The organism is Nocardia sp. CC201C, from assembly GCF_030010695.1.
GTDB classification, from domain to species: Bacteria; Actinomycetota; Actinomycetes; order Mycobacteriales; family Mycobacteriaceae; genus Nocardia; species Nocardia otitidiscaviarum.
The window spans coordinates 1-5,378 of record NZ_JASCXP010000474.1 but is presented as its reverse complement, the minus strand read 5'-3'; the positions used below and the strand labels follow the sequence as shown (position 1 = coordinate 5,378).

Genomic DNA, 5,378 nt, shown 5'->3' with positions numbered 1-5,378 from the left:
CTCCGGCGCGGGCGAGGTTGAGGCCGGTCTCGGCCTCGTCGGACAGGCGCAGCACCGTCGGGGCCGCGCCGGTCTGGATCACGCTGCGCAGCGCGTCCGCGCCGGTGCCGAAGTCCGGGAAGGACCAGGCTTGATACGCGGTGGTCTCCGGTACGGGATGCACCCGCACGGTGACGGCGGTGATGATGCCCAGCGTGCCTTCCGAGCCCGCGAAGAGTTCGCGCAGATCGGGTCCGGCCGCCGAGGCCGGGGCGCGGCCCAGGTCGAGGCTGCCGCCCGGGGTGGCGATGCGCAGCCGCTGGATCATGTCGTCGAAACGGCCGTAGCCCGCCGACGCCTGTCCGGAGGAGCGGGTGGCGGCGAAGCCGCCGATACTGGCGAATTCGAAGCTCTGCGGGAAGTGGCCGAGTGAGAGTCCGTGCGCGGCGAGCAGTTCCTCGGCGCGCGGGCCGGTGAGCCCGGCGCCCAGGGTGGCGGTGCCGCTGACCGGGTCCACCTCGCTGAGGGTGTCGAGGCGGCGCAGGTCGAGCGCGATCACCACCGGGAAGGCTCCGCGCACCGGGTCCAGGCCGCCGACGACGCTGGTGCCGCCGCCGAAGGGTACGACCGCGATGCCGTTGCCGGCGCAGTAGGCCAGGACGGCGAGCACTTCGTCGTGGTCGGCCGGGAAGACGACGGCGTCGGGCGCGTCCTGCGGGCCCTCGGCGCGGCGGCGCAGCAGATCGGGGGTGCTCTTGCCGCCCGCGTGGCGGAGTCGGTCGCGGTGGCCGTCCGACACGTGGTCCGCACCGACCACCGCGACCAGCCCGGCTCGCTGGTCCGGCGTGATCGCCGAGGCGCGCAGCGGCACGTCGCCCTCATCGCGACGGGCCACCGGCTCACCCGACACCCCGAACACCTGAGCCAGCAGTCCCCGGATCCGTTCGGGCAGTGGCTGCTGTCCGGACGGGGCGCCCCAGGCGTCCCACACCATACTCGGACGAGCGTCCGGCTCGCCCGGGTTTTCGGTGGATGCGGCGGGTGCTTTCATGTCGGCCATGCGTTACAGTCTGACATAGATTGTCAAGCAGTAACGAACCTGGGATGACACGATGACCGAACCGTCCTCCGCCGTCGATCGGGCGATCCTCGACGCGGCGCGGGCCTGCGTGGCCGAATTCGGAGTGCGCCGCACCACCCTCACCGAGGTGGCGCGGCGGGCGGGCGTGAGCCGCCCCACCGTCTACCGCCGCTGGCCCGATACCGGATCGCTGGTGGCCGACCTGCTGGTGCGGGAACTCCGCGAGATCATCGCCCGCGCCGTACCCGACGAGGGCGACTCGCGGGAGCGCCTGTGCATGGCCATCGTCGGCGGCGGTGCGGCAGTGCGCGAGAACCCGTTGTTCAGCAAGATCTTTCGCGCCGACACGGACGTGATGCTCACCTACGTGTTCGAGCGACTGGGCCGAAATCAGCGGCGGCTCATCGAGATGTTCGCCGACAGCATTCTGGCCGGGCAGGCCGACGGTTCCATTCGCGCCGGCGATCCCGAGCGGATGGCCACCATGCTGCTGCTCATGAGCCAGTCGGCGGTGCAGTCGGCGGGCACGGTCGCTCAGTTCCTCGACGCCGACCATCTCGACGCCGAACTCGCCTACGCCATCGACAGCTATCTCACCCCGCACGCCGGGCGCTAGTGCGCCCTCTTCGAAAGGCCAAGTCATGACCGGAAATTCGGCACAGTCCAGCTCCGCGCTCAATGCCGGGCGCCGCGAGCGCGAGCTGCGGGCGCTGGGTGACGGCGGCGAGATCGACGTGCTGGTGATCGGCGGCGGCATCACCGGTGCGGGCGTGGCGCTGGACGCCGCCGCGCGCGGACTGCGCACGGTTCTGGTGGAGAAGCACGACCTGGCCTTCGGCACCAGCCGGTGGAGTTCCAAACTGGTGCACGGCGGGCTGCGGTACCTGGCCAGCGGCGGGGTCGGCATCGCGCACGAGAGTGCGGTGGAGCGCCACATCCTGCTCACCCGCACGGCTCCGCATCTGACCCGGGCGCTACCACAGGTGGTGCCGCTGCTGCCGGGCATCGGTGCGGCACAGCAGGGCCTGATCCGGGCCGGCTTCCTGGCCGGAGATGTCTTGCGCCGCACGGCCGGAACGTCGGCGGCCGTGCTGCCGCGTTCGCGCCGGGTGGCGGAGGCGGAGGCGCTGCGCCTGGCTCCGACGGTGCGCCGGGACGGTTTGCGCGGCGGGCTGCTGGCCTGGGACGGGCAGTTGGTGGACGATGCCCGGCTGGTGGTGGCGATCGCGCGCACGGCGGCGCTGCACGGGGCGTCGGTGCTCACCCGGGTGGAGGCGACACGGGTCACCGGCGACGCGGCGACGCTGCACGACCGGGTCACCGGCGAAACCCTGTCCGTGCGGGCGCGGGCGGTGGTCAATGCCACCGGAGTGTGGGCCGATCAGGTCGATTCGAGTATCGAGTTGCGGCCTTCGCGCGGTACGCATCTGGTTTTCGACGCGGCGTCCTTCGGCGGGCTCGACGCGTCGCTCACCATTCCGATTCCGGGCAGCATCAGCCGTTTCGTCTTCGCCTTCCCCGCCGCCCACGGCCGGGTCTATCTGGGCCTCACCGACGAGGAAGCGCCCGGCCCCGTCCCCGACGTGCCGCACGCCACCGACGCCGAAATCGACTTCCTGCTCGACACGGTCAACACGGTGCTCCGGGAACCGTTGACCCGCGCCGATATTCGCGGCACCTTCGCGGGCCTGCGGCCCCTGTTGCGCACCGCCGACGACGCCACCGCCGACATCTCCCGCGAGCACGCGGTGCTGCCCTCCCCCTCCGGCGTCATCACCGTCGTGGGCGGCAAACTGACCACCTACCGCAAGATGGCCGAGGACACCGTGGACGCCGTCCTCACCCAGCGCGGCCTCACCGCCCGCCCCTGCCGCACCCGGCGTCTTCCCCTGGTCGGAGCCGTCTCCGGCGCGGCCCGCGACCGCATCCCCGCCACCCCCGACCTCATCGAACGCTACGGCTCCGAGGCCCCCGCCGTCCTCGCCCTGGCCGAGGCCAACCCCGACCTGGCCGCCCCGGTGGCCCCCGGCCTGGACGTCATCGCCGCCGAATTCGCCTTCGCCACCACCCACGAGGCCGCCCTCACTCCGGCCGACCTGCTCGACCGCCGCACCCGAATCGGCCTCGTCCCCGAGGCCCGCACCGCCGCCGAACCCGCCGCGAAAGCCGCCTTCGCCTGACCGGAACGGAAACTCCGCCCGCCTTCTTCGGGCGTGCGGCCGGTCTTCGCCCGAACCCTCACTCCCACAATCGACCGATTCGCTCGGCCTCCGCTTCCCCCTGCGCCCGACCGGCTTTCGCTGCCGCAACCCGGCAGTCCGGATCCAACGGGTTCTCCCCGAACGCCACTACCGAAGCATCGTCCGGCGCGATGACCTCCACCCGCGCCCCACCAGCGACCAATTCCGCCACCTCATCGTCCAGGGGCCAGACGGGTAACGGCGCGAGTATCAGCACCCGTGCGCATCCTCGCGCGTAATCGGCGTTGGTGGTGCTGCGAACCCCGCCATCGGTGTACAGCGCACCCCCGATCTCCACCACCGGCCACACCCCCGGCACCGCCGAACTCGCCGTCACCGCGTCCACCAGTGACACCCCGGAATTCCGATCGAACACCCGTGGCTCCCCGCTCACCGCATCGACTGCGATCACCAGCAGTCGCCGCTGCGGCCATTCGTGCACGGGCAGGCGGCTTTCCACAACGGCCCGCCGCACCGGTGCCGGAACTGTTCGTGAGGCGCGTGCGAAAGCCCCTGCTCTCCTTCGTATTTCCGCCGGATCATCGGTGTCGGCCGCGATGGCGGCCCGCGCGGCGGTGAGTTCGCTGAGCGGATTCCCGGGCGGCAGCACCTCCCGGCTCTGCACTCGCGCGTCGATCTGCCTGCGGTACAGCTCTGCTGGCGGCAGGCCGCTGGTGAACTGCGCCGCCACATTGGCCCCCGCCGACGTTCCGACCAGCAGATCGGCATCGGTCACATCCACCCCCGCATCCGCGAGCCCGACCAGCACCCCGTTCTGCCATGCGATTCCGGCGACGCCGCCGCCCCCGAGCACCAGTGCGCGTCCGCCTGCCATGTGGACTCCTCTCGCCTGCCGTATGCCGAACACACAGCCTTCGACGTGCGGAGCCTATTCCCCCACTAGTGGGTGACGATGCAGCCGGATCCGGAGTTGAGCCCGACGCCCACCGTGAGGTCGACGTAGGGCACCACGTCGCCCCCGGCATTGGGTTGGATGGCCTGCAACCGGTGTTCTCCCGGAGCGGCCGGGGTCCAGTGTCCGGTGGCGATCGCTCCGGACGGCCGCACCACAGCGAACGCCACCCCGTTGTCGTAGATGACGACCGGCGTCACCGGATCGTCCACGTACACGTTCACCGGATAGGTGCATCCGGCCCCGTAGTTGGTCGCCGAACCGAAGCTGATACTCGGTTCGACGCCGATGCGAGTGGCGGTGGCGGCCGCGGTGGGCGTGGTGAGCAGGGTGGCGGCCAGGGCCGCACAGCCCGCTCCCACCGCGATGAGCGGGCGGGTGGATTCTCGGTTTCCCGTGGTCATGCGCATGGAGCAGTCCTCGTCGTACCGAGTCGACGCCGGGTGCGCCGACGATCTGCGTCGATCGTCGCGTGCGCCACGTCACGGCGCATCGAAACGCGCTCAATTCGTCCGGAAAGGCCACTGGAAGTTCGCTGTACCGGGTGGACGGCGTCGATGGGACGGAACGAGCCATCCCCTCGACCGGGGAACGTCCTATTGTGGGCAGCGGTATCCGATGCGCCAGGGGAGAGGAGGCGCGCAATGGGTCGTATTCCGTCCACGGTGGCGCTGTCGCGGGGAGACGGGCTGATCGCGCGATTCGGAAGCGTGGTGCTGTTCCTCACCGGCGAGACGGCGTCCACCGAGCGGATTCTCGGGGCGGCCGAGGCGGCGGCCGCGGCCGCCGACCCGGGTGTCGCCATCGCCCAGCGCCTGGCCGCGGCGATCTTCGCGGGTGGATCCGCCCAGTCGCCGTCGTTCGGCGTGGTCGCGCCGACCTCCGACGGCCTGCTGATCCTGCTGCGCGGCCCGGTCCGGGCGGTGGTGGACGGCCCGGAGGGCGCTCGCGAACTCTCCGGCGACCGCGCCATGACCTGGACCGATGAAATCATCCGCGACCCCGTCCGCCGCATCACGGTCGGCACCGAAGACACCACCGCCGAGATCCCCCACACCGACCTCCGCTCCGGCATCGCCCCCGGCGGCGGCTTCATCCTGCACGCCCCCGCCCGCCACCGCAGCGGCACCGGCAGCGGCAGCGGCAGCGGCAGCGGCAGCGGCAG

Annotated in this window: 6 protein-coding genes; 3 read left to right on the top strand and 3 right to left on the bottom strand. The window is 71.6% G+C overall.

Translation table 11 applies throughout. The features are described from left to right. Positions 1–973: FAD-binding protein (locus tag QK444_RS32040; RefSeq protein WP_282785807.1), on the bottom strand; the 973-nt coding region annotated here is incomplete at its 3' end. Positions 974–1,091: 118 nt separating this feature from the next. Here QK444_RS32040 and QK444_RS32035 point away from each other — a divergent pair. Next, on the top strand, positions 1,092–1,676 hold the full coding sequence (locus QK444_RS32035; protein ID WP_282785806.1) for a TetR/AcrR family transcriptional regulator: 585 nt from the start codon (positions 1,092–1,094) through the stop codon (positions 1,674–1,676). A gap of 25 nt (positions 1,677–1,701) precedes the next feature. Continuing rightward, the gene (locus QK444_RS32030) at positions 1,702–3,240 is read left to right on the top strand and encodes a glycerol-3-phosphate dehydrogenase/oxidase (RefSeq protein WP_282785805.1); all 1,539 of its coding nucleotides are present in this window, start codon (positions 1,702–1,704) and stop codon (positions 3,238–3,240) included. A gap of 58 nt (positions 3,241–3,298) precedes the next feature. Here the strand turns inward: QK444_RS32030 and QK444_RS32025 are convergent, their stop codons facing one another. Beyond that, positions 3,299–4,135, bottom strand: a complete 837-nt coding sequence (locus tag QK444_RS32025) for a patatin-like phospholipase family protein (protein ID WP_282785804.1) — start codon at positions 4,133–4,135, stop codon at positions 3,299–3,301. 65 nt (positions 4,136–4,200) lie between these two features. Further along, the gene (locus tag QK444_RS32020) at positions 4,201–4,623 is read right to left on the bottom strand and encodes a hypothetical protein (protein ID WP_148310270.1); all 423 of its coding nucleotides are present in this window, start codon (positions 4,621–4,623) and stop codon (positions 4,201–4,203) included. 234 nt (positions 4,624–4,857) lie between these two features. On the opposite strand from QK444_RS32020, the gene QK444_RS32015 reads away from it, so the two are divergent. Then, a partial coding sequence (locus tag QK444_RS32015; protein ID WP_282785803.1) for a hypothetical protein occupies positions 4,858–5,378 on the top strand: 521 nt, incomplete at its 3' end.